Source organism: Sphingomonas sp. AC435 (assembly GCF_979253005.1).
Genome location: NZ_CEEDCJ010000004.1, coordinates 465,824 through 488,108, shown reverse-complemented (window position 1 = coordinate 488,108; position 22,285 = coordinate 465,824). Strand labels below are relative to the sequence as shown.

General features: G+C 66.9%; 29 protein-coding genes and 1 tRNA gene. 15 read left to right on the top strand and 15 right to left on the bottom strand.

Annotated features, from left to right (window positions below):
* On the bottom strand, window positions 1–459 hold the full coding sequence (locus AC0CH8_RS11385) for a hypothetical protein (protein WP_465239960.1): 459 nt from the start codon (window positions 457–459) through the stop codon (window positions 1–3).
* Window positions 460–577: 118 nt separating this feature from the next.
* On the opposite strand from AC0CH8_RS11385, the gene AC0CH8_RS11380 reads away from it, so the two are divergent.
* The 3 genes from AC0CH8_RS11380 (at window position 578) to AC0CH8_RS11370 (ending at window position 2,188) form a co-directional block, all read left to right on the top strand.
* Window positions 578–766, top strand: a complete 189-nt coding sequence (locus AC0CH8_RS11380; protein ID WP_465239959.1) for a DUF6771 family protein — start codon at window positions 578–580, stop codon at window positions 764–766.
* 464 nt (window positions 767–1,230) lie between these two features.
* Entirely contained in the window at window positions 1,231–1,656 is a 426-nt protein-coding gene (locus AC0CH8_RS11375; RefSeq protein WP_465239958.1) for a hypothetical protein, read from the top strand.
* Window positions 1,657–1,984: 328 nt separating this feature from the next.
* Complete coding sequence (locus tag AC0CH8_RS11370) at window positions 1,985–2,188, top strand: hypothetical protein (RefSeq protein WP_465239957.1); 204 nt, start codon at window positions 1,985–1,987, stop codon at window positions 2,186–2,188.
* A 103-nt stretch (window positions 2,189–2,291) separates the two neighbouring features.
* Here AC0CH8_RS11370 and AC0CH8_RS11365 read toward each other — a convergent pair whose 3' ends face one another.
* The 6 genes from AC0CH8_RS11365 to AC0CH8_RS11340 form a co-directional block, all read right to left on the bottom strand.
* Window positions 2,292–2,684 carry a hypothetical protein gene (locus AC0CH8_RS11365; protein WP_465239956.1) on the bottom strand — a complete coding sequence of 131 codons (393 nt, stop codon included), beginning with the start codon at window positions 2,682–2,684 and terminating at the stop codon, window positions 2,292–2,294.
* A 346-nt stretch (window positions 2,685–3,030) separates the two neighbouring features.
* Entirely contained in the window at window positions 3,031–4,677 is a 1,647-nt protein-coding gene (locus AC0CH8_RS11360) for a tyrosine-type recombinase/integrase (protein ID WP_465239955.1), read from the bottom strand.
* Between the two features lie 103 nt (window positions 4,678–4,780).
* Window positions 4,781–4,856: transfer RNA gene (locus AC0CH8_RS11355), tRNA-Thr, on the bottom strand.
* A gap of 21 nt (window positions 4,857–4,877) precedes the next feature.
* Window positions 4,878–5,732, bottom strand: a complete 855-nt coding sequence (locus AC0CH8_RS11350) for a hypothetical protein (protein ID WP_465239986.1) — start codon at window positions 5,730–5,732, stop codon at window positions 4,878–4,880.
* Window positions 5,722–6,063, bottom strand: a complete 342-nt coding sequence (locus AC0CH8_RS11345) for a hypothetical protein (protein ID WP_465239954.1) — start codon at window positions 6,061–6,063, stop codon at window positions 5,722–5,724. Before AC0CH8_RS11345 ends, AC0CH8_RS11350 begins: the two co-directional genes overlap by 11 nt.
* Window positions 6,063–7,376: a replication-associated recombination protein A gene (locus tag AC0CH8_RS11340; RefSeq protein WP_465239953.1), complete on the bottom strand. Its 1,314-nt coding sequence runs from the start codon at window positions 7,374–7,376 to the stop codon at window positions 6,063–6,065. The genes AC0CH8_RS11345 and AC0CH8_RS11340 overlap by 1 nt, the downstream gene beginning before the upstream one ends.
* 146 nt (window positions 7,377–7,522) lie before the next feature.
* Here AC0CH8_RS11340 and AC0CH8_RS11335 point away from each other — a divergent pair, with 146 nt between their 5' ends.
* Window positions 7,523–8,137 carry a PadR family transcriptional regulator gene (locus AC0CH8_RS11335; RefSeq protein ID WP_465239952.1) on the top strand — a complete coding sequence of 205 codons (615 nt, stop codon included), beginning with the start codon at window positions 7,523–7,525 and terminating at the stop codon, window positions 8,135–8,137.
* Entirely contained in the window at window positions 8,134–8,427 is a 294-nt protein-coding gene (locus tag AC0CH8_RS11330) for a DUF2218 domain-containing protein (RefSeq protein WP_465239951.1), read from the top strand. The genes AC0CH8_RS11335 and AC0CH8_RS11330 overlap by 4 nt, the downstream gene beginning before the upstream one ends.
* Window positions 8,428–8,536: 109 nt before the next feature.
* On the opposite strand, the gene AC0CH8_RS11325 is transcribed toward AC0CH8_RS11330, so the two are convergent.
* Window positions 8,537–9,676: a glycosyltransferase family 4 protein gene (locus tag AC0CH8_RS11325; RefSeq protein ID WP_465239985.1), complete on the bottom strand. Its 1,140-nt coding sequence runs from the start codon at window positions 9,674–9,676 to the stop codon at window positions 8,537–8,539.
* 105 nt (window positions 9,677–9,781) lie between these two features.
* Between AC0CH8_RS11325 and radA the strand changes: the two genes are divergently transcribed.
* The 5 genes from radA (at window position 9,782) to AC0CH8_RS11300 (ending at window position 14,630) form a co-directional block, all read left to right on the top strand.
* Window positions 9,782–11,155, top strand: a complete 1,374-nt coding sequence (gene radA, locus AC0CH8_RS11320) for a DNA repair protein RadA (RefSeq protein ID WP_465239950.1) — start codon at window positions 9,782–9,784, stop codon at window positions 11,153–11,155.
* Between the two features lie 397 nt (window positions 11,156–11,552).
* Window positions 11,553–12,116, top strand: a complete 564-nt coding sequence (locus AC0CH8_RS11315) for a CvpA family protein (RefSeq protein WP_465239949.1) — start codon at window positions 11,553–11,555, stop codon at window positions 12,114–12,116.
* Window positions 12,113–12,562, top strand: a complete 450-nt coding sequence (locus AC0CH8_RS11310) for an iron-sulfur cluster assembly scaffold protein (RefSeq protein ID WP_465239948.1) — start codon at window positions 12,113–12,115, stop codon at window positions 12,560–12,562. Before AC0CH8_RS11315 ends, AC0CH8_RS11310 begins: the two co-directional genes overlap by 4 nt.
* On the top strand, window positions 12,562–14,307 hold the full coding sequence (locus AC0CH8_RS11305; protein ID WP_465239947.1) for a cation:proton antiporter domain-containing protein: 1,746 nt from the start codon (window positions 12,562–12,564) through the stop codon (window positions 14,305–14,307). The genes AC0CH8_RS11310 and AC0CH8_RS11305 overlap by 1 nt, the downstream gene beginning before the upstream one ends.
* Complete coding sequence (locus AC0CH8_RS11300; protein WP_204193497.1) at window positions 14,307–14,630, top strand: DUF423 domain-containing protein; 324 nt, start codon at window positions 14,307–14,309, stop codon at window positions 14,628–14,630. Before AC0CH8_RS11305 ends, AC0CH8_RS11300 begins: the two co-directional genes overlap by 1 nt.
* Before the next feature lie 58 nt (window positions 14,631–14,688).
* Here the strand turns inward: AC0CH8_RS11300 and AC0CH8_RS11295 are convergent, their stop codons facing one another.
* From AC0CH8_RS11295 to AC0CH8_RS11280, 4 genes are all read right to left on the bottom strand, one after another.
* The gene (locus AC0CH8_RS11295) at window positions 14,689–15,255 is read right to left on the bottom strand and encodes a PEPxxWA-CTERM sorting domain-containing protein (RefSeq protein ID WP_465239946.1); all 567 of its coding nucleotides are present in this window, start codon (window positions 15,253–15,255) and stop codon (window positions 14,689–14,691) included.
* A 91-nt stretch (window positions 15,256–15,346) separates the two neighbouring features.
* Entirely contained in the window at window positions 15,347–15,490 is a 144-nt protein-coding gene (locus AC0CH8_RS11290; protein WP_465239945.1) for a DUF2256 domain-containing protein, read from the bottom strand.
* Complete coding sequence (gene aroB, locus AC0CH8_RS11285; protein WP_465239944.1) at window positions 15,490–16,590, bottom strand: 3-dehydroquinate synthase; 1,101 nt, start codon at window positions 16,588–16,590, stop codon at window positions 15,490–15,492. Before aroB ends, AC0CH8_RS11290 begins: the two co-directional genes overlap by 1 nt.
* Complete coding sequence (locus tag AC0CH8_RS11280; RefSeq protein ID WP_204193490.1) at window positions 16,587–17,162, bottom strand: shikimate kinase; 576 nt, start codon at window positions 17,160–17,162, stop codon at window positions 16,587–16,589. The genes aroB and AC0CH8_RS11280 overlap by 4 nt, the downstream gene beginning before the upstream one ends.
* A gap of 94 nt (window positions 17,163–17,256) precedes the next feature.
* Here AC0CH8_RS11280 and AC0CH8_RS11275 point away from each other — a divergent pair, with 94 nt between their 5' ends.
* Genes AC0CH8_RS11275 through AC0CH8_RS11260 form a run of 4 tightly spaced genes read left to right on the top strand, consistent with a single transcriptional unit; the run spans window position 17,257 to window position 21,011 of the window.
* Window positions 17,257–17,391: a hypothetical protein gene (locus AC0CH8_RS11275; RefSeq protein WP_275431401.1), complete on the top strand. Its 135-nt coding sequence runs from the start codon at window positions 17,257–17,259 to the stop codon at window positions 17,389–17,391.
* Complete coding sequence (locus AC0CH8_RS11270) at window positions 17,375–19,150, top strand: hypothetical protein (protein WP_465239943.1); 1,776 nt, start codon at window positions 17,375–17,377, stop codon at window positions 19,148–19,150. Before AC0CH8_RS11275 ends, AC0CH8_RS11270 begins: the two co-directional genes overlap by 17 nt.
* Window positions 19,147–20,052: a tyrosine-type recombinase/integrase gene (locus AC0CH8_RS11265; RefSeq protein ID WP_465239942.1), complete on the top strand. Its 906-nt coding sequence runs from the start codon at window positions 19,147–19,149 to the stop codon at window positions 20,050–20,052. Before AC0CH8_RS11270 ends, AC0CH8_RS11265 begins: the two co-directional genes overlap by 4 nt.
* Before the next feature lie 11 nt (window positions 20,053–20,063).
* Window positions 20,064–21,011, top strand: a complete 948-nt coding sequence (locus tag AC0CH8_RS11260) for an acetyl-CoA carboxylase carboxyltransferase subunit alpha (RefSeq protein ID WP_204193485.1) — start codon at window positions 20,064–20,066, stop codon at window positions 21,009–21,011.
* A gap of 19 nt (window positions 21,012–21,030) precedes the next feature.
* Here the strand turns inward: AC0CH8_RS11260 and AC0CH8_RS11255 are convergent, their stop codons facing one another.
* From AC0CH8_RS11255 to AC0CH8_RS11245, 3 genes are all read right to left on the bottom strand, one after another.
* A complete protein-coding gene (locus AC0CH8_RS11255; RefSeq protein ID WP_318293465.1) occupies window positions 21,031–21,198 on the bottom strand; it encodes a Flp family type IVb pilin in 168 nt (55 codons plus the stop codon).
* Window positions 21,199–21,285: 87 nt separating this feature from the next.
* Entirely contained in the window at window positions 21,286–21,453 is a 168-nt protein-coding gene (locus tag AC0CH8_RS11250; RefSeq protein ID WP_204193481.1) for a Flp family type IVb pilin, read from the bottom strand.
* 116 nt (window positions 21,454–21,569) lie between these two features.
* On the bottom strand, window positions 21,570–21,758 hold the full coding sequence (locus AC0CH8_RS11245; RefSeq protein WP_204193479.1) for a Flp family type IVb pilin: 189 nt from the start codon (window positions 21,756–21,758) through the stop codon (window positions 21,570–21,572).
* 39 nt (window positions 21,759–21,797) lie between these two features.
* Between AC0CH8_RS11245 and AC0CH8_RS11240 the strand changes: the two genes are divergently transcribed.
* Complete coding sequence (locus AC0CH8_RS11240; protein ID WP_465239941.1) at window positions 21,798–22,232, top strand: (deoxy)nucleoside triphosphate pyrophosphohydrolase; 435 nt, start codon at window positions 21,798–21,800, stop codon at window positions 22,230–22,232.
* Window positions 22,233–22,285: the final 53 nt, after the last annotated feature.

The window sequence follows — 22,285 nt, the reverse complement described above, 5'->3', positions numbered from 1 at the left end:
TCAAACGTGACCTTGATGAAATTTTCCTTCAAACAGATGATCGCTTATCAGCTTTTGAAGCTTCTCTACGAAAACGTCTTTTGAGTAGTTCCCCTCGCGATACGAGAGGCCGTCAGTTGAACGAAAATTCGGCTTGTCACGGTTTGGCTGATCGGTCCAAATCTCAAGGTTGTCGCTTGTTATAGCCTTGCTCATGTGAAGAGTGCGCTCCCGCCCGTTCTTATGGACCATCGTGACGCCGATACCTGTCGCTCCCAGCGATACTCGCATCGTGATGCCGCGCTTCTCAACTTCTTGGCGATACTTTTCTGCGGCCTCTGATGCATCTTTGATGGCTTGTTCAAGGAACGCGGCCCTCGAAGGGGCGCCGTTTTCAATTTGCAGCGCTCGCGCCTCATCATCGGCGATCGTCTTGTCGACGCCAGCGAAGAAAGCATCAAATTGACTGGGCGTGGGCATAGTGGCCTTTCAACAGATTGCGTCATCGTTGTCCCTAGCCTCGGCAAAGGGCGGGGGCAACGATCCGGCTTGAGGTCCGTTCTCCATTCGTTCTACAAGCGCGGACGGAGACTCGACCATGACCATCACGCCAGACGCAATCGCCCAAGCTATCCAGACGACGCCCACATGGGCCATCAAGGCCCTCACAGCGCCCACACAGCAGCTTCGGGAAGACGGGTGCCTTGAGGTCGCCAACCACGTCTACTCGGCCCTGTATCAGCCCCTACGGACCGATCGCGACCAACTGACCCTGCCGCTCCTTTGACGCGCGATGGTTCAAGCTCCACGCGACCTCGCGGACGTGGTGCGGCATGGCGGCTCCATCCGGGCTGAGTGTCGCTCGTGCTTCCGAGTAGCCCTGTTCTCGCCCGGAGAGCTGGGGGCCCATTTCGCTCGCAAGAGGTGGGACAGCTCGTGGCCTCAGTTCGCACGGAGGCTGAGGTGTCAGTGCGGGGCGAGGGGGCCCAAGGTGTCGTGGCTCGTGACGGAGCCGCCTCCGAGTGACCCAGCGCCCCCTAAGCCGCGCTTCGTCCGGAACGGTGGCGAAGTGCCCTGGAAGCCCGCTGGGATCGATCAGTCCGAGTGGGACCGTGCGGTCGACGATTGGGAGCGTAGGCGGCTGGTGAGGCAGGCGAGGGGGTGAGAGCACGGGCCGAGCTGTTGCCTTTCCGGCCATACTGTCCATAGCGCCCTCAACGTCGACCACCCGACGCTCGGAAGGCGTTAGCGATGTTCGGATGGTTGAAGAGGCGCAAGGCCGATGCCGGTCCTGAGTTGGTCGATAAGGACCTTGAGGACACCCTACGCGGCCTCGTGATCGCTAGCCTTACCAAGACGCATGGTCTCGATCCGCATTACAGGACGGACGTTACGTCGGAGGCGGACTTCGAGGCCCGATCACCCGTCCTGCCACTCATCGTCGTCTGGAACGAGCATGAGACCCCGCAAGGCCTCGCGTTCTCCATGTCGGTCAACAAGCACCTAGTGGAGGAGATGGCGGAGCATTTCGTGGAGCGGGATGGGGCTTGGTTCCTGACTGTTCGCAACCAGGTCGTCGAGGACCTACGGACCGCCACCTTCGCTGCGATGATGAAGGCCTGCGAGGCTACTGGATTGCCGCCCAGCGTCGTATGTCAGTCGATGGCGCCAGGCTGAGCACCATGTGCCTCACAGCCTTGGGGGTGCTCGCTTGGCGACAAGTGGATGAGGCTGACGACTATTTCATGCGCTTGCCCGCCTGGCAAAGTGCTAGGGTCCGACTCGGCCATATCGCTCGTTTGGTGGCCCGGAGATGACGCGTGGCGCACTACCGGCTGTACTTCTTGGGCCCTGACGATCGCGTCTCGCGTGCGATGGACCTCGACTGCCCTGACGAAGATACGGCGGTACGGGTAGTTGGCCAACATACCCAATTACACGCGACGGAATTGTGGTTCGGAAGCCGGAAGGTGCGGTATTTTCCGGTTGTGCAGGGGGCAGGCGAATGAAAACAGTGGGTGGCGAACGGCGCGATCGGAGCGCTGAGCTCGGCGAGCTGGCGAAGAGTGTCCGCGAGCTCATCACGCCTGATAGCGACCCGCAGGCCAGTGCGGCCTACGAGGCCATGTCGGATGACTTCGACCGTCAGCACGCCGCTGCGCTGCAAAGCGAGGACGATCGTGTCGGACGTCGTTCTAAGGAGGCCTGATCGGCACTGAAGGTCGAGGCGGCTGCAATCGTCACTGCGAAGCCCGTGCGTCGACTATCTGGAGCAATGGCGGCTGGTGAGGCAGGTGAGGGGGTGAGGTCTGCTACACCGTCACGGCGTCCGCATGGCTCTGGCTGTCCACCACGGCTCGAAGCGTCTGGACCATCTTGGAGCGCCCATCGGCGGTGAGCCCGAAGCCGGTCTCGTCACGGTCGATCAGGCCGTATTGTACAAGCGCCGCCGCCCAGCGCTGAAGGGCTGGAAGCGAGCCGAACGTGGCCTTTGCTAGGCGCTTGGCTTCGAGGCGCTCTTCGCGAACGTCGGCTAGGAAGAGATGGAGGAGAAGGTCCATCGCAGGGTCTGGGATAAGCTCGGACGGCAAAGCGGTGTGAAGAGATCGTCTAGCCGCGATCAAGAGCTGCGCGACCACCGCCAGTTCCGGTGCATCCAACAGGCTCGTGTCTGTACGCCAAACCGCCTCACGGTTTTGGTCCATCCTTGTTCTCCCGCACGTGAGCGCACTGCCGAAGGAGCGCTCATCGGAGGTGAGTATCATGACGTATATTTCACGAAGCAAGCCTATTTTGGATCATCTCGCTCGTGTGACAGTTTGATGTATGTTCACGGCGGAGAGGATCGACGTTGACAACAAACAGCGACCTCCTTCACCTCACGACCCTATTGGCCGAGGCGGCAACGATCGCCGATGGACTCGATGAGTTCCTATTGGCGGCTCGGATCGAGGACACGTTGAACCTCGCGAGGCAGATCATGCACGGGGATGCGTCGGGCGGCGGGCAAGCCGATTGATCGACCCTGCTTACTAAGGCGACGTCTAAGGCCTAGACGCTAAACCGTGGAAATCGTTGGATCGCTGCCGCTAGCGCTTTGACGGATACATGCCCGTACGTTTCGCCGACCGAAGCTGGCGCATGGCCCTGAATGGCGTCGGTGATCCGAGTTTGGATGCCGGCATCGAGAGCGCGGGTCTTGAATGTGTCGCGCCAGGCGTGGCTCGGGCGGACGTTGGGATCAATGATGCCCACCTCCTTGCGAACCCACAGCGCCAGCCTCTCGGCAATCTTCTTGTTCTGTCGGCTCTCTTCTGTTGCATCTGAGCGCTTGGCGGCATCGTAGAACATCGGGCCGTCAGCGCATCGGGCGACCGCCTCGATGAAGCCTTGCTCGATCAGGTGGGGGTGAATGGGCGCCAGTCGCGCCTCCTTGGTCTTCACGCTGCCGGCCTCGGGCGTAATGCGGATGATCCAGACGCCTTCTTCCTGCCGCACATCCTCCTTCCGGAGCTGAGTTATCTCGTTCACCCGCGCACCCGTGTAAGCGCACAGCCACGGCACCCATCGACGGGCGAACGCCGCCTGAGGTGACACACGGGGCCCGCTCGGCACCAAGGCGGCTTGCAGTATCTTCGAGGCCTCTTCGTCTGTGTAGCTCTTCTCCCGGAGCTTCACGGTCTTCGCAACCCGCACGACCACGGCTGAGGCGACATTCTCGTGGATGATCTGCTCCTCGCCCGCCCAGGTGAGGGTGGCCTTGATGGGCGTCAGGTACTTGTTCCGAACGGTCCTTGCGGTTCGCAGAGTGCCCTTGGCCGTCGTTTCCAGCATCAAGGCGTCACGCCAGTCCCTGAGGTGCTTGGAGGTGAGCTTCGGCAGGCTGTCATGGCCGATGAACGCGATAAGTCGCTCTATAGCCGAGCGCCACTCGCGCTTGACGCCTGCGCTGATGCCCTGCGCTGCCGCGTAGCTGTCAAAGGTGCGGAGGATGCCTACGGTAGTGCTTGAACTAGCGGCCTTCTTTTCGTCTCGTTCAGGCATCGGCGGTGTGGGGACTTCGTCACCGTCAAGGCGGCGGAGCCTGGCCTCGTTGGACCTGATGGCAGCATCGTTGATTGCGCGGCACAAGGTCGCGAGAGCCGGCCGGTTATCATCATTCAACGCGAAGCCGGCGTCACGGGCCAGTTCGATCGCCTCATCCCTCCAGAGCTCAATGATGCCGTCTAGGTCTCCAGCCGCCTTGAGGGACCGCGAAGCCCGCAGCGATCCCTCGGCCTCCTCGCGGGCCTTCTCGCTCCATCTGAGAGCCGGACGGTCGCTCCAAGGCGACGCGAAGGCCACGCATGCGGCCTGGAGCTGCTTGGTGACGGCGATGTAGAGGTCACGCCCTTCCTGGTCCCACCGGCCCTCTTCGTCCTCTTGGAGGCGATCAACCACAAAGCGATCGGCGAGGTACGTGACGTCGGCCGGAGTAAGGACGTTGAGGTGGCCGGACTGCTTGGCGCGCGCTTTGGCAACAATGGCGTCGTACTGCCGCATCGCTGCATCATGTCGCGTGCCGAGCCCGACGTCGCCTTGCCGCCCGAGCGAAACCTTCAGCTCCTGGGGCTGCGCGGGGATGAATGGTCGAAGGTCGACCGGATACACTCGACGAAAGCTGACGCGACCGGAGGCGTGAACGACCGTGTATTTCATGGCCAGCGGCATAGCGGGTTTGTACCTTCCGATGTACCCTTTTGGGCTTCGAAAGTGACGGAAATCCGCCAGAACCGCGCTTTTCTGCGGCTCCTGAGGCCTTTGGTGCCGGTTGCAGGAATCGAACCCGCGACCTTCGGTTTACAAAACCGCTGCTCTACCAGCTGAGCTAAACCGGCGTTCCGATCGCTCCCCTAGCGTCAGGGAACGCCGAACGTCCAGCCCTCAGTCGCGGCTACGTCATTCGCCATCGCCGCAGGTTGCCATAGATCGGCTCGCCCGACGGAGGCGCGGAGCCACGCGGCGGCCAGGATCGCGTCGGTGGAGTGATCGTCGTACGCGGAGAGCGGTGCATGCGGGCGGCTACCCAGAGCGGCGAGGGCTGTGTCGAGCGCGACGGCATCGCGCAACTTGCTGATGCCCTTGCGCATGCCCGCAGCGCGCGCGGCGATCGCGGTGTAGATCTCCACCACGGCCATGCCACGGTCGGGCAAAGCATCGAACGGCCACACCGGCACCCGCCCCGCCAGGGCGTGCAGCAAGCGCATGCCTGCGAAACTCGCTTTCGCCACCTGCGCCGCGCCGATCGCGTCGTACACGGTGGATGGCTTCCGACCGCCGTCCGTCGCGACTTCGCAGGTGCGCCAGTACAGGAAATCCGCCTTCGCGCCGTCCGCCGCACCGAGGTAGAAATGCCTGCCGCGCCGTGCCTCCAGAAACGACGCCGCGCCGAGATCCTCGTCGTTGCTGGCCGCATCGACATAGGCCCAGAGCGCGCGAGCGTCGGTGGTCGTCGTCTCCCCCGGCAGGTGTGCACCGCGGGCCACGAACGGAGCGGAGAAGCTGAAGTCGAAGCCGACCAGCATCGGTGCTTCGGCCTGCGCGAGCAGCCAGTCGAGGATCGCCTGCCGCGACCAGGCCCGCTCCGGCGGTGGCACCAGCTCGGGCGCGGCATCGCCGGCCTTGCACATTGCCAGCGCGATGCCCTTGTGATGGCGACCCTTTGCCCCCGACCAGTCGATCGCGGCGAAGCGGATGAAATGCTCAGGGACGATCGCCGAACGCCTTTCGCTGCGTCCGCGACGCGCGGTCCCACAACGCGCGGACGATGACCCGCTTCACCCGTTCCGGATCGTTGCTGCCGTAGCGGACCAGCAGTCCCGGCCAGTTCGCGTAGTGCGCCGTCTGCCAGAAGGTGTCCGGGTCGGTCTCCATCAGTATCGCTTTCTCCTCATGCGGGCTGGGGACGTGGAAGCTGTCCGGCTCGCGGCCGGGCGAGACGAAGGCCTTGCGATTCACTTTGGGGCAGAGGTCATTGTAGAAGGATTCCAGATAGGTGTCGGGCAGCGTCAGCGCGAACGCGACCACCTCGGCCCATTTACGCATCAGGAACGATCCGCGCGGCGTTCGTCCCACCACGCCATGCGCTCGGCGATGCGCTTCTCGAAACCACGCTCGGTCGGTTCGTAGAACCGTTGCCGCCCGAGTTCCTCCGGCCAGTAATCCGCGCCCGAGAATGCGTCGTCGGCGTCGTGGTCGTATTCGTAACCCTTGCCGTAGCCGAGGTCGCGCATCAGCCGCGTCGGCGCACCGAGAATGGACTTGGGCGGACTGATCGACCCGCTTTCCTTCGCCGTCTTCCACGCCGACTTCTGCGCCAGATAGGCGGCGTTCGATTTCGGCGCGGTGGCGAGATAGAGGCACGCCTGCACGATCGCGAGTTCACCCTCGGGCGAGCCGAGGAAGTCGTAGGTGTCCTTGGCGGCAATGCACTGCACCAGCGCCTGCGGATCAGCGAGGCCGATGTCTTCGACCGCCGCCCGCGTCAGACGGCGCAGGACGTACAGCGGTTCCTCTCCCGCGACCAGCATCCGCGCCAGATAGTAGAGCGCCGCCTGCGGATCGGAGCCGCGGATGGATTTGTGGAGCGCGGAGATCAGGCCGTAATGCCCCTCGCGATCCTTGTCGTACACCGCGACCCGGCGTTGCAGCAGTGCCGACAGGCCGGCGGGATCGAGCGGTGCCGGCAGTTCGATCGCGAACAGCGTCTCCGCCTGATTGAGCAGGAAGCGACCGTCGCCATCCGCGCTGGCGATCAACGCCTCGCGCGCAGCATCGTCGAGCGGCAGCGAGCGCCCCTCCAGGTCCTCGCCCCGCGACAGCAATTGGCCGAGCGCGGCGCGGTCGAGCCGGTGCAGGATCAGCACCTGCGCACGGCTGAGCAGCGCGGCGTTGAGCTCGAACGACGGGTTCTCCGTCGTCGCGCCGACCAGCGTGACGGTGCCGTCCTCCACGAACGGCAGGAAGCCGTCCTGCTGCGCGCGGTTGAACCGGTGGATCTCGTCCACGAACAACAGGGTGCGCTTGCCGGCGCGGGCGTGATCCTTCGCCTCCGCGAAGACGCGCTTGAGGTCGGCGACGCCCGAGAACACGGCGGAAATGCTGGCGAACCGCAGACCCACCGCGTCGGCGAGCAGCCGCGCGATCGTCGTCTTGCCGGTACCGGGTGGACCCCAAAGGATCATCGACGACAGCCTGCCCGCCGCGACCATCCGCCCGATCGCACCGTCGGGGCCGGTCAGATGCTCCTGACCCACGACCTCGTCCAGCGCGCGCGGCCGCAGCCGGTCCGCGAGCGGGGCATCGGCGGCCGGTGCATCGGTGGGGGCGGGGGGCTCGATCCCGGCGAACAGGTCCATTCCGCCGATGTAGGCGCTTCGTATGGCGGCGTCATCCATCGGCTGATCGCCACGCTCTGAAAATATATCTTGAGGCATCTTGTGATCGAGCATTGAAGATATATCTTGGCTGCATCGTAGAGCTAAAAGGAACAACGATGTTTGGAATGAACAAGCGGGGCTGCGGCCCCGATCGAGAGATGCGCGACGGAATGCGGCGCGCGATGCACCACGCCATGCACGGCGGTCGCGGCCCACGTGGCAGCTTCTCGTTCGAATGGACGCCGGGGCACCGGGAAGAAGGACGACCGGGACGCGGTCGTCGCATGTTCGACGGCAGCGAGCTTCGCCTGATCCTGTTGAAGCTGATCGCGGACGAACCGAGCCACGGTTACGACCTGATTCGCCGGATCGAGGCGCTGACCGGCGGTGCCTATGCTCCCAGCCCGGGCGTGGTCTATCCGACGCTGACGCTGCTGGACGAGATGGGCCAGATCGGGGAGCAGCAGGCAGAGGGCACCAAGAAGCGCTTCGCCGCCACCGACGACGGGCGCGCACATCTGGCGGAACGCGAGGAGGAGGTTGCGGCGCTGATGCAGCGTCTGACCGCGATCGGCGAGCAGAGCGAGCGGACCGATCGCGAACAGGCCCGTCGTGCGATGTGGAATCTGGGGCAGGCGGTGCGCGGCCGGTTGAAGCGCGGCGACGTGTCGGAAGAGACGTTGCATGAGGTGGTCGGTCTGATCGACGAACTCGCCCAGAAGATCGAGCGCCTGAAATGAGTGTGTCCGTAGCCCGCGTGCCGACACCATCGGCCAGCCGCTATCTCCAGCAGCTTGCCAAGCACTGGAGCCACAAGATGACCGTGTCCTTCACCGAGGAGGAGGGCACGATCGACTTCCCGAACGGATCGAAGCTGGAGATGCGAGCCGATCCGGAGACGCTCGACATCCTGTTGACCGTGCCGGAGGGCGAGGATGCCCCCCGCATGCGCGAGGTGGTCGCAAGCCACCTCGACCGCTTCGCCTTTCGCGAGGCGCCGCTGACCTTCGACTGGCGGGCGGGGGAGTAGCGGCCATCGTGCTCCCGCGCAGGCGGGAGCCCATTGGTGCGGAGCCGGCTGTTGTCCTGCTTGGCCACCGGGTTCCCGCTGTCGCGGCAACACGAGCCAGATCTTCGGATTACCCCTTCAGCGCCAGATACGTATCCAGCACCGCCTGATTGATCGCGTCCCAGCGATAGCCCGCCGCCCTGGCATGCCCCGCCTCACCCATCGATCGGCGCAGGGCGGGATCGCCGGCGATCCGCGCGATCGCGTCGGCATAGGCGGCGGGATCGCGCGGCGAGACGAGGAAGCCGGTAATGCCTTCCTCGACCAGATCGGTCGTTCCGGTCGCGCGCGCCGCAACCACGGGCACGGCCGCGGCCATCGCCTCCAGCGTGACGTTGCCGAACGTCTCTGTCACCGACGGGTTGAAGAAGGTGTCGAGCGAGGCGACCGCGCGGCCGAGCCCGTCGCCGCGCTGGAAACCGGCGAAGGCGGCGTCCGGCACTTCCTTCGCGAACCAGTCGCGCGCGGGGCCGTCGCCGATCACCACCACGCAGTGGCGCACGTTGCGCTCGGTCAGCGCGCGCGCGATGTCGGCGAAGACGTCGAGTCCCTTTTCCTTCACCAGCCGCCCGACGAAGCCCACGGCGAACTCGTCGTCGCCCACGCCCAGCGACCTACGCCACGCCATATCCCGGCGCGCTGGCGAAAAGCGGTCGTGATTGACGCCGCGCGACCAGATGCCGATCGGCGTCGTCACGCCCCAGCCGCGCAGCACCTGCGCCATGCTGTCGCCGGGCACCAGCACGGTATCGACCCGCCCGTAGAAACGCGCGAGCAGCCGCTCCAGCGGCCGCTCCAGCGCCGACAGATGATAGTAGCGCAGATACGTCTCGAACCGGGTGTGCAGCGAGGCCACGGTGGTGATGCCGTGGGCGCGCGCCCAACTGATCGCGCGGTGACCGAGGATGTCGGGGGCGGAGACGTGCACGACATTGGGGGCGAATGCCTCCAGATCGCGGCGTACCTTCGCAGGCAAACCGCGCGCGATCCGGTATTCGCCGCGTCCGCCGGGGATCGGCACCGCCGGCACGTCGACCAGATCGCCGGTGGCGGGAAAAGCGGGCTGCGGTACGGTCGGCGAATAGACGCGCACCGTGACACCCTGCGCCAGCAGATGTCCCACCAGCAGGTTCAGCGCCTGGTTAGCCCCATCGCGCACGTAATTGTAATTGCCGCTGAAGAGCGCGACGCGAAGGTCCTTCGGCTGCATGGTGGCGGGGCCATAGCGGGGGTTGCGGCGATTGACCATCCGCAGCCCCTGTCGATGTCGGCGGCGAGCGATTGTGTTCCCGTCCCGTTCCGCTATGTACGATGCATGGGGAAGCTCCAGAAACGCTATGTGTGTCAGGCCTGCGGCTCGGTCGCGTCCCGGTGGCAGGGGCAGTGCGCCGACTGCGCCGAGTGGAACACGCTGGTCGAGGAAGCGCCGGCGGTCGTCACGCCGTTCCACGCCAAGCACAATCTTCAGGGCGGCGGGCGGTCAATCGTGCTGACCGCGCTCGACGCCGATGTCGCGCTTCCGGCGCGCCTGCCCAGCGGCGTAGCCGAGTTCGACCGGGCGCTGGGCGGCGGCTTCGTCGAGGGATCGGCGACGCTGATCGGCGGCGATCCCGGCATCGGCAAATCGACGCTGTTGCTTCAGGCGGCGGCAAAGATGGCACTCGCCGGGCATAGTGTCGCCTATGTCTCGGGCGAGGAAGCCGCGGATCAGGTCCGGCTCCGTGCGCGCCGATTGGGTCTGGGCTCCGCACCGGTGCAACTCGCGGCCGCGACCTCGACGCGCGATATCCTGACGACGCTGTCGCAGGGGGCGCCGCCGACCCTGCTGGTGATCGACTCGATCCAGACCATGCACAGCGACCTGATCGAAGGCGCGCCGGGCACCGTCAGTCAGGTGCGGGCGTCCGCGCAGGAACTGATCCGCTTCGCCAAGGAGCGCGGCACGGCTTTGGTACTGGTCGGGCATGTGACGAAGGACGGCAGCATCGCCGGTCCGCGCGTGCTTGAGCATATGGTCGACACCGTGCTCGCGTTCGAGGGCGAACGGTCGCACCAGTATCGTATCCTGCGCGCGATCAAAAACCGCTTCGGCGGCACCGACGAGATCGGCGTATTCTCGATGCAGACCGAGGGACTTGCGGAGGTCGCAAATCCGTCCGCGCTGTTCCTGACCCAGCGCGAGGAGGGGATGACGGGCGCGACGGTGTTCCCAGCGCTGGAGGGAACGCGGCCGGTGCTGGTCGAGATCCAGGCGCTGACGGTTCGCCTCGCCAGCGGCGCGACGCCGCGGCGGGCGGTGGTCGGCTGGGATTCGGGACGGCTGGCGATGATCCTCGCGGTGCTGGAGGCGCGGTGCGGGCTCAGCTTCTCGTCGGCGGAAGTGTATCTGAACATCGCCGGCGGCTACCGCGTGCAGGATCCCGCCGCCGACATGGCGGTCGCCGCCGCGCTCGTTTCCGCGATGAGCGAACGGCCGGTGCCCGCCGACGCGGTGGCGTTCGGGGAAGTCGCGTTGTCCGGAGAGATCAGGCCCGTCGCGCACGGCCCGTTGCGCCTGAAGGAGGCCGCGAAGCTCGGGTTCGAGCGGGCGCTGGTGCCCTCGGCGATGGCAAAGGACGACGGGCCGCTGCGCCTGTCCGGCTTCCGCACGCTGGCGCAGTTCGTGGATCACATGCTGGGGCGCGGGTAGGGAACGATCGACCCTCACGATCGGCGTCGGCATTGCGGCCTCTCCTCGTCGCGCCGAACGTGTTTGGAGGCGACGCTATGGTAACCCCTGAGCCTTGCGCCTCTTGCCGATCGAATCGGAAGTGGACGGACCCCGGAATTCCTCGATAGCTGTCCCCTTCGAACAGGGACAACGGCCTTACCCGACTTCGCTTGTACCCCCGGCCGGAGCGTCGGTCCGTATTGGGCACTGTAACGTTAGATCGACGCTCAACGGCTTCCGTCCCTGACCCTAAAGGGGAGGTGCAGATAACGCCGCCGAGCGATGGCGCACGCACACCGCCGCCAGAGGTGGCCTTGCGCATGCCCAGCAAATCGTGTCTCGACTGGGCGCGTTACGAACGCTTTGAGTCTGCCGCATGACCTCCCTCGATATCGTCGTCCTTGTTGCGGTCGTCGGGTCCGCCTTGCTCGGACTGAAGCGCGGCTTCGTGGCGGAGGTGCTCGCGTTGTTCGCGTGGGTGGCGATGGTCGCCGCGCTGAAGTTGTTCCACATCACGCTGGCGCAGGCGCTGACGGGTGTGGTCGGCACCGTGTCGGGCGCGGCGGTGCTGGCGTTCGTGCTGATCGTCGCCGTCACCTATTTCGGCGGCAAGCTCGTCGCCAATGCGATCGGATCGCGGACGCGCACATCGGTGCTTGGGCCGCTCGACCGGGCGCTGGGGTTCGGGTTCGGCGCGCTCAAGGGGCTCATCCTCGCCAGCCTCGTCTTCCTGCTGGCGGCTTTGGTGCTCGACACGATCGGCGGCGGACCGACGCGCCGACCGGAATGGATGACCAAGAGCCGCACCTATCCGTTGCTGAACGCGACGAGCGCCGGCATCGCCGACTTCGTGGATCGCCGCCGCCGCGGTCAGCCGGTCTTCGGCGCGCGCACGCCACCGTCCGCCTCGTCGGAAAGCAGTGCGGGAGCCGCCGAATGACCGCCAACCTGTACAACACCGAAATCCTGCGCCTCGCCTCTTCGATCGCGCATCACGAGCGACTGGCCGATCCCGCCGGCACCAGCGAGAGGCGGTCGGCGATCTGCGGCAGCCGCGTCACCGTCGATCTCGATCTCGGACCCGACGGCCGCGTGGCGAAGGTCGGGCTGCTCGTCCGCGCCTGCGCGCTGGGGCAGGCGTCGTCGTCGCTGCTGGCGGAACACATCCTCGGCAAGACTCCGCAGGAACTGGCCGACGCGCGCGACACGCTGACGGCATGGCTGGCGGCCGGACAGGGTGACGCACCGGCATGGCCGGGGCTCGCCGTCTTCGCTCCCGCGCTGAGCTACACCGCGCGTCATCCCTCGATCCGGCTCGCGTTCGAAGCCGCCGCCGAGGCCGCCGAACAGGCTGCGGAACGGATGACGACGGGGCAACACGCCTGATGGAGCATGAACAGATTTCATTACTGCGCGACGGCGCGATCCTGCTGGGTGCGGGATTGTTCTGCGTGCTGCTGTTCCGCCGCCTCGGCCTCGGCGCGACGCTGGGATATCTCGTCGCGGGCGCGGCGGTGGGGCCCCATGTGCTGGGCCTCGTCGGCGATGCCGAGTCGAAAATGGGCATCGCCGAGCTCGGCATTACGCTGCTGCTGTTCATCGTCGGGCTGGAACTGAACCCGACCCGGTTGTGGCGCATGAAGCAGGAGATCTTCGGCGTCGGCCTGCTTCAGGTCGTCGCTTGCGGGCTGGCGATCACCGGCATCGTCTGGATCGCGCATTTCTCCGGTCCCGCCGCGCTCGCGCTCGGTCTGCCGCTGGCGCTGTCGTCGACCGCGCAGGTGCTGCCGATGCTGCAATCGTCGGGCCGGATGCGAACGCCGTTCGGGGAGCGCGCCTTCTCGATCCTCCTGTTCCAGGACCTGTCGATCGTCCCGCTCATCACCATCCTCGCCGCGATGAGCCGCAACCCGGCGGATGCCAATGCGCCGCCGGGTTGGCTGCTCGGCGTCTACACACTGCTCGCGGTCGTCGGCCTCGTGCTCGCCGGTCGGTTCGTCCTGCGGCCGTTCTTCCGCCTGATCGGCAATCTCGGCGAGCGCGAGATGTTCGTATTCGCGGCGCTGTTTACGGTGATCTGCTCGGCGGCGATCATGGAAGTGCTCGGACTTTCGACCGCGCTGGGTGCGTTCATCGCGGGGGTGATGCTGGCCGACAGCCCCTACCGGCACGAGCTGGAGGCGGATGTGGAGCCGTTTCGCTCGATCCTGCTTGGCCTGTTCTTCCTCGCGGTCGGCATGATGCTGGACCTGACCGCGATCGCCGAGCGCCCGCTGTTCGTGCTGGCGATGGCGGCGGCGTTGATCGCGACGAAGACGCTCGTCATCTTCCTGATCGGCCTGGCATTCCGGATGCCGTGGCGCGGTGCGCTGGCGCTCGGGCTGCTGCTCAGCCAGGGTGGCGAATTCGGCTTCGTGCTGTTCGCGCAGGCGCAGAACGGCCTGCTGATCGCGCCCGAGGCGGCAAGCCTGTTCGGCGCGATCGTGACGATCTCGATGGCCTCCACCCCGTTCCTGATGAGCGCGACCAAGCGCTTCCGACAGCAGCCGATCGTCAAGGATCAGGAGCGCGACGGTCCGAAGACCGACGGCGCGAACGCAATCATCGTCGGGTACGGGCGCTTCGGTCAGACCGTCGCGCAGATGCTGATCGCGGAGGGCGTGCCGGTGACGCTGGTCGACACCGATATCGAGATGATCGACGTCGCGAGCGAATTCGGAGCGAAGGTCTATTACGGCGACGGCACCCGCCTCGACCTGTTGCGCCAAGCGGGCGCTTCGGAGGCGGAACTGCTGTTGTTCTGCATCGATGGCGACCAGATCGACGCCGACATTCTCGAAGGGGTTCATGCCGCCTTCCCGAATGCGACGATCTTCGTGCGCGCCTACGACCGTCGCGCGCTGATCAAGCTTAGTCACAGCAAGGCGGAATATGTGGTGCGCGAGGTGCTGGAATCGGCGATCTCGATGGGCCGCCGCGCGCTGGGGGCGATCGGCGTCGACGACACCGCCATCGACCGCGCTGAGCAGGGCTACCGAGCCAACGATCGTGAACGGCTGCGCAAGCAGGTCGAGGCGGGCGACCTGCGCGCCGGGATCGGCGGCATCATCACGCAACCGGCGAGGGACTGATGCTGGGAACGATCGCGGCGCTGTCGGGCGCACTGGCCGTCATCGCGGGCGCGTTCGGGGCCCATGGTGCCCATGGCGAGGCGCAGGAATGGCTGCGCACCGGCGGCCAGTATCAACTCGTGCACGCCGTCGCCGCGCTGGTCGCGCTGCGGCTGGAGGCGCGCGGACCGGGCTGGCTGTTCGTCGCGGGCGGGGCGGTATTCGCGCTCACCCTCTACGCAATGGCGCTGGGGGCACCCCGCTGGTTCGGCGCGATCACCCCGATCGGCGGCGCGCTGATGATCGGCGGCTGGCTGTGGCTGGCGTGGACATTGCGGCCCTGACGCAGAAAGGGCCGCCGATCCCCCGATCGACGGCCCTCCATCATGCTACCGTTACGGTTCAGCTATAGGCGAGCGTCGTGCGACGGCGGCGATAGCGCATACCGCCACCGATCATGCCGACGCCGGCCAGCATCATTGCCCATGTCGCGGGCTCCGGCACCGCGCCGCCGAGCGGGGCGATCGTCCCCGGACCGTCGATCGTCAGCGTGTAGGCTCCTTCGACGCCGTTGCTGAAGGCAGTGACCACCGCGAAGTAGGACGTACCCGCGAGCAGGCTGCTCGTCAGGATCGCGTCACCGAAGGAAGCGGCCGAATCGTCGTCGGCCCCCAGCGCGTTCATCAGGGGCGACGACGGGTCGAACATGCCCGAGTACAGCACGAGGAAGCTGTCGAACCCCGTCTCCGTGGACAACGTGTAACTTCCCGACGTTCCGACCGTGAATCCGAATACGTCGTAGCTGACGGCGGTACCGACACCGGACAGTCCCGTCGGCGGCGATCCGGCAAGCGGACGGTTGAAAGTCGGTCCACCAACCGTGGTACCTGTCGCGACATAAGTCGCGGCGGCGGCGGGTGCGGTGATCGTCATGGCAGCGGCAAGTGCGGCGAATGTGATGGTCTTCATCGTAATTCTCCCTGTTCGACTCGGACGGTCCCTCGGCAGTTTGTAAATGATCCGTTAAGAATCGCTGGTCGTCAATCAATCAATTCGTTGTTTACGAACGCTTCTTCCGGCACGCGTCCGAACAATACACGACCGAATCCCAGTCGCGCGCCCATTTCTTGCGCCACGTGAACGGTCGCTCGCACGCCGGGCAGATCTTGGTGGGGAGATCGCGTTTGGCGACGCCGTTCGGCATCAGCGCGGTTCGCGGTCGAGGAAGCGCTCGACATCGGCGAGGTCCACCGATCGGTCGAGATAGGTCTGGCCGATGCCACGCGCGAGCAGGAAGGGCAGGGTGCCCGCCGCCATCTTCTTGTCGTGGCGCATATGCTCGACCAGCCGCGCGCCCGATGCGGCGATACCCGCCGCCGCCAGCCCATCGGGCAGCCCGGCGACACGGAAATGCGCCGCCACCCGCTCCGCATCGGCCGGCGGACACAGTCCGCGCGCCACCGAATAGCGGAAGGCGAGCGCAATGCCCGCGGCCACGCCCTCTCCGTGGATCAGGGTGCCGTCGAAACCCGCCTCCGCCTCCAGCGCGTGGCCGAACGTGTGGCCGAGGTTCAGGAGCGCGCGGATGCCGTTCGTCTCGTGCTCGTCCGCCGCGACGATCCGCGCTTTTGCCGCCACCGCGTGCGTTACCGCCTCGACCCGCGCCGTCGCGTCGCCCGCCAACAGCGCATGACCGTTCGCCTCGCACCAGTCGAAGAAATCCGCATCGTCGATCAGGCCGTATTTCACGACCTCCGCATAGCCGGCGCGGACTTCGCGCGGCGCCAGCGTGTCGAGCACGTCGGGGTCGATCAGGACCAGCGCCGGCTGGTGGAACGCGCCGATCAGGTTCTTGCCCGCAGCCGTGTTGATCGCGGTCTTGCCGCCCACCGACGAATCGACCTGCGCCAGCAACGTCGTCGGCACCTGGATGAATCTGCACCCGCGCTTCAGGATGGCGCAGGCGAAACCGACGAGGTCGCCGATCACACCGCCCCCCAGCGCCACGACATGATCGCCGCGCTCGACGCCCAGCCGCAACAGCCAGTCGCAGACCTGCTGGAGCGTCGCCCAGCTTTTCGTCGCCTCTCCGGGCGGCAGCACCAGCGCCTCGCTCGGAATGCCCGCACCGTCCAGCGACGCCTGCACCGTCGCAAGGTGCGCGCGGACATTCTCGTCGGTGACGATCGCCACCGTGCGGCCACGGACCAGCGGCGCTATATGCTCCGCCGCATGCGCCAACAGCCCCGCCTCGATCAGGATCGGATAGCGGCGCGCGCCGAGTTCGACGGTCACGGTCTTCACTGTTCGGCTCCCGGTGGGTTTTGCGGTGGGGCAGGTTGCGGCGCCTGTCCGATCGCGCGCAGGATCGCCGTCACCGTGGCTTCGTGCGGACCGCGCTGGCTGACGATGTGGATGTGCGCCTGCGCGTAGATCGGGTCGCGCACGCGGGCGAGATCGGCGAGCACCTGACGCGGGTTCTTGCCTCGCAGCAACGGACGCGTGTCGCGCCGCCCGACCCTTTCCGCCAGCACGTCGGGATGCGCGGTCAGCCAGATCGCGGTCGCCTGATCGAGGATCAGCGCGCGCGTCTCCTCGTTGACGAAGGCGCCACCGCCGGTCGCGATGACCTTGGCCTTGCCGTCCATCAGGCGAGCGATCACTCGCCGCTCGCCGTCGCGGAAATAGGGCTCGCCGAACTGTTCGAAGATTTCGGCCACGGTCATCCCCGCCGCTTCCTCGATCGCATGATCGGCGTCGACGAAGGGAAGACGCAACCGCCCGGCGAGCCGCCGGCCGACGGTGGATTTCCCCACCCCCATCAGCCCGACGAGCACGATCGGCCGGCCGTCCCAGGGAGAGTGGCTTTGCAACATCGCGGTCGCCGCTATACAGCGCACTTGCGATCGCGCAAAAGCGCTCGTCCCGTTCGTAAATTTCGTCTCGTGCCCGCAGCGTATAAGGTTCGCCATGTCCCGCCTGGTCATCACCGTCGTCGTCATCCTGGTCGTGGTGATCGGCGGATTGTTCCTGCTGGCGGGCCGCGACGGCGAGCGGCCGATGACCCAGGTCGAGAAGCAGGTTTCGCTTGCGAACCTCCAGTAAGGCGGGTCTTGCCGCGGCCGTAATCGCCGCCGCGGCTGCCGCGGCGCTGGCGCAGGAGCGGCCGGAATCGATTCTGCCGCCCGGCTTCGGCGACGCTGCTCCGAGCCCCGCGCCCACGGCCCGTCCGGCAACGCCCGGCCGGGTGCCCCAGCCGGCACCGGGCACGACGCCGTCGCCCGCTGCCACCGGCTTCATCCAGCCGCTGCCCTCCGACACGCCCAGCGCGACGCCGACCGCGACGCCCAGCGCCACGCCGTCGCCGATCGATCCGGCCACTCTGGCGCGGTACGAGATGCCGGCCTTCGCGCGTCGCTCGCTGAACTCGGTGGGCTTCGCGACCGAGGTCGGACGTGACGCGTTCGCCGGCGCGGACGGAGGGTTCGTCGAGGCGCTGATGCGCCGAACCGCCGCGCCGCTGCCGTCCCGCTGGCTGTCGATCGCTTTGCGTCGCGCACTGGGGTCGCGCGTGCAGCCGCCGAACGGCATCAACGGTGCGGATTTCGCCGCCGAGCGCGCGTGGCTGCTGCTGCGCATGGGCGAAGCGGTCGCGGCGCGCGCGGTCGTGCAGGGCGTCGACAACGCCGATTACACGCCCAAGCTGTATCAGGTCGCGATGAACGCGATGCTGGCGACGGGCGATCCCGCCGGGCTTTGCCCGCTGGCTGACGCCGGTCGTGCGGCGACGGGTGAGCGGGGCTGGGCGTTCGCGCAACCGATGTGCGCGGCGCTCGCGGGCGAGGGGGCGAAGGCGCGCGCACAATTCACCGCCTTGCGCCGCCGCCGCCTCGCGACCGGCGTCGATCTGCTACTGGCCGAAAAGGTCATCGGCGCGGGCAGCCAGGGCCGGCAGGCGGTGACGATCGAGTGGGAGGGCGTCGACCGCCTGACGACGTGGCGGTTCGGCCTCGCCGCGGCGACCGGCGCGACGATCCCCGATGCGCTGTTCGCGGGCGTCGGTCCGCAAGCCACCTATTGGCGCGCGCTGGCTCCCGGTATCCCGCTGGCGCAGCGCGTCGATGCGGGGGAGGCTGCGGCGGGGCAGGGGGTGTTCTCCAACGCGGCACTCGTGGATCTGTACGGCGCGGTCGCGGCGGACGACGATGCGCCGTCCGGACCGACCGCCACCGCCACCGACCTGCGCACCGCCTATGCCGGTGTCGATTCGGCGACGCGGATGGCGGCGCTGCGGCAACTCTGGGGCGCTACGCCGTCCTATGGCCGGCTCGTCCTCACGGCGCGCGCCGCGGTGCGTCAGCCTGCGCGCGCCGACAATGCCGACGCGAACCGCATCGTGGCGTCGCTGCTGTCGGCGGGGCTCGATCGCACGGCGAGCCGCTGGGTGGGCGCGGTGGCGGCCGGCAGCGACGGCTGGGCGATGCTCGCGCTGGCCGATCCCGATCGCGGGGCCGTCACCTATGCGCAGCTTCAGGGCTATGACGGCGGCAGCGAAGTCAAGCGGCGGCTGTTGTTCGCCGGACTCGCGGGTCTCGGTCGGCTCTCGGCGGAGGATATCGAACGCGCGGCCGAGGCGCTCGACGTGCGGATCGGTGCCGCGAACAGCTGGACACGCGCGCTCGACCGTGCCGCCGCCGACGGCCAGGCGGGCACGGTGCTGCTGTTGTCGGCGGTCGGCATGCAGGCGGGATCGTGGCGCGGGGTGCCGCCCGAGTCACTGTACCGCATCGTCACGGCGCTGCGCGCGGTCGGCCTCGACGGCGAGGCGCGGATGATCGCCGCAGAGGCGATCGCACGGGCATGACGCCCCTGAGCGATCGGCCGCTGATCGATCGCTTCCTGGAGATGCTGGCGGCGGAGGCGGGCGCGGCGGCGAACACGCTGGCCGCCTATCGCAGCGATCTGGCGCTGGCGTCGGAGGCGACCGGCGGCGGGCTCGCGTCCGCAGACGAGGCGACATTGCAGCGTCTGGCCGGCGGCTGGTCGTCGCTCGCCCGCGCCACCGTCGCGCGCAAGGCGGCGGCGCTCAGGCGCTTCTACGCATTCCTTCAGGACGAGGGCCATCGCCGCGACGATCCGGGTGCGGCGCTGCCCCGTCCGGGTTCCGCACGCCCGCTTCCGAAGGCGCTGAGCCATGCCGACATCGACCGGCTGTTCGCTGCCCTGACCGAGCGGCTGTCGGTCGCTCACCCGTCGGCCAACGACCTGCGACTTTCGGCACTGATAGAGCTTCTCTACGGATCGGGGCTGCGCGCGACCGAACTGGTGTCGCTGCCACGCAACGCGATCCGGCCCGACCGGCCGTACATGATCGTCCGCGGCAAGGGCGACAAGGAGCGGCTGGTGCCGCTGTCCGATCGCGCGCGCGCCGCTGTCGCGCTCTGGCGTGAGCATGTGCCGGCGGACAAGGCGTATCTCTTCCCCTCCGGTGCGAAGCATCTGACGCGCGTCCGGCTGTACCAGCTGGTCAAGGCGCTGGCGGCGGAGGCCGGCGTGCCACCCGATCGCGTCAGCCCCCATGTCCTGCGCCACGCGTTCGCGACTCACCTGCTGGCGGGGGGCGCAGACCTTCGCGCGCTCCAGACGATGCTGGGCCATGCGGACATCGCGACCACCGAAATCTACACGCATGTCGATGCCAGCCGGCTGGTCGAACTCGTCAACCGCGATCACCCGCTCGTTGACCTCGACCTCCGCCGGCCGTAACCGCCGGCCCGATGCCAAGTTTTCTGGACTTCGAAAAGCCGATCGCCGAGCTGCAAAGCCGGATCGACGAACTGCGCGACACCGCGGCCGGCGGCAACGTCGACATCGCGACCGATGTCGGCCGGTTGCAGGCCAAATCGGACAAGCTGCTGCGCGACACCTTCGCCCGGCTGACCCCGTGGCAGAAGACGCAGGTCGCGCGTCATCCGGAGCGGCCGCACTTCAAGAACTATGTTGCCGGGCTGTTCGACGAATTCCTGCCGCTCGCCGGCGACCGCGCCTTCGCGGACGATCAGGCGATCATCGGCGGTTTCGCGACCTTCCGCGGCCGCAAGGTCGTCGCGATCGGGCACGAGAAGGGTGAGGATACCGCGACGCGCCTCCGCCACAATTTCGGCATGGGCAAGCCGGAGGGATACCGCAAGGCGATCCGCCTCGTCGAACTCGCCGACCGATTCGGCCTGCCGGTCGTGACGCTGGTCGATACGTCTGGCGCGTTCCCCGGCATCCAGGCGGAGGAACGCGGCCAGGCGGAGGCGATCGCCCGCTCGACCGAGGCGTGCCTCAACGCCGGCGTCCCGGTGATCGCGGCGATCGTCGGGGAAGGCGGCTCGGGGGGCGCGGTGGCGCTGGCCGCCGGCAACCGCGTCATCATGTTCGAGCATGCGGTGTATTCGGTCATCAGCCCGGAAGGTTGCGCCTCGATCCTGTGGCGGACGTCCGATCGCGCGCCGGACGCGGCGGAGGCGATGAAGGTCACCGCGCAGGACCTGAAGGCGCTCGGCGTGATCGACACGATCGTCGCCGAACCGCTGGGCGGGGCGCACCGTGCGCCTCAGGTGGCGATCGCGTCGCTCGGCGACGCGCTGGAAAAGGCGCTGAAGGATCTGTCCTCGCTGTCGTCGGCCGACCTCCGTCAGGCCCGTCGTGCCAAGTTCCTGAAGATGGGCCGGCTCTGACGACCCACCTGTAGAGGCCCTACGACACCTTCATGTTGGACGAGACGTTTTCGAACGTTTTTTTGACCTTGCCGCCCAGTCCCTGCATTGCGGCGATCGCGGCGACGGCGATCAGCGCTGCGATCAGGCCGTACTCGATCGCAGTCGCGGCGCGGCGCTCTGCGAACACCTTTCGAAATAGCTTGATCACATCATTCTCCCGGTAGAAACAATTCGGGCGGCGGAACATCTGCCCCGCCGCCCGAACTTCGTTCGTCGTCGTCGAAGGTGGCTATCAGCCTGCCTTCATGTTCGACGAAACGTTCTCGAAGGTCTTCTTGAGCTGGCCACCCAGGCCCTGCATCGCGGCAATGGCGGCGACGGCGATCAGAGCGGCGATCAGGCCGTACTCGATGGCGGTGGCGCCCTTCTTGTTCTTGAAAATCTTGCGGATCATCTGCATTTCCGGTCTCCGTATCTGAAGCTTCAGTCACCCGGCCTACCGGCGGTTCACCGGGTCAGCACCACGGTGTCTAGGCGGCGGGCATTAAAAACGTCTTAAGCCCGGACCGGTTGTTTTCAGGATGCTTTCTGGACCTTGTCGGACACGTTGTTCCAAAGGTGCGTGGTCACGTCCGCGACCTGGCTCAGCGTCGCCAGCATCACCAGCACGACGAAGGCGAGGATCATGCCATATTCGACGGACGTGGCACCGCGCTTGTCGCGACGGACACGGGAATCGAATAGGGTCTGGAACAGCGTCCGCATGATCGGCCGATTACGGCACATGCTTTAAGGAATCATGAGATGACAGGCACCATCCTCCTGCCCGTCGTCGCTGCTGCGCTGATCGATCCGGCGGGTCGAGTGCTGATGCAGCAACGTCCGGTCGAAAAGGCGCATGGCGGCCTGTGGGAATTTCCCGGCGGCAAGATCGAGCCCGACGAATCGCCCGAAGCCGCGCTCGTTCGGGAGCTGCGAGAGGAATTGGGGATCTCCGTCGATGTCGCCGCGCCGACTCCGGTGACGTTCGCCAGCGTGCCGGCGGACGGCGGGCGCCATCTGCTGTTGCTGCTCTACGCCGTGAGCGGCTGGACGGGAGAACCGCGTGCGATCGAGGCGAGCGCCCTGCGATGGGGATTGCCGGCCGACCTTGCCTCACTGCCCATGCCGCCCGCCGACATAGCGCTGCTGGCAGCCCTGTCGCTATCGCGGGCGCTTCCGGTGCAAAATGGGCAATGAAAAAGGGGCCGCCGATCCGACGATCGACGGCCCTTGCAAGACATCTCGTAAAC